Here is a 394-nt window from a genome sequence, read left to right as displayed (position 1 = left end):
GCTTATTGAGGGGCTGCCAAAGACTGACGCGGCTCAACGTGACGTTACTCTTCCCGCTGAGTGTGCCAAGCGCGTCACAGAGCACATGCACACCTTTGTTAGCAAGGATAAGGACGCCTTAGTTGTGCACATGGCTGGTAAGCCGGGGGCTTTTCTCGCTAATAAGTCAATGCATGCTTGGTATGACCGGGCCGTTACTCAGCTGGGGTATCCGGGCTATAGGTTTCACGACCTACGTCACACCGGGCTAACTCTTTACGGGCGGGCGGGAGCAACTCTCGCCGACCTTATGGCGCGTGCTGGCCATAGCGACGTTGGTGCGGTAATGATTTATCAGCATTCGGCGGTGGAGCGGGATAGGGCTCTTGCTGCGCGGATGGAGAAATTGGGAGAG

The 394-nt window shown here is 56.6% G+C and carries 1 protein-coding gene; it reads left to right on the top strand.

Features of this window, described 5'->3' with window-relative positions:
• Positions 1–4 precede the first annotated feature (4 nt).
• The coding region (locus tag QP363_RS12730; RefSeq protein WP_308937179.1) for a tyrosine-type recombinase/integrase at positions 5–394 on the top strand (390 nt) is incomplete at its 3' end.

Origin of the sequence: Corynebacterium sp. UMB6689, from assembly GCF_030215295.1 — a bacterium.
Lineage (GTDB): Bacteria > Actinomycetota > Actinomycetes > Mycobacteriales > Mycobacteriaceae > Corynebacterium > Corynebacterium aurimucosum.
Note: the sequence above shows the minus strand (reverse complement) of the source record. Positions and strands in the feature narration are given on the sequence as shown.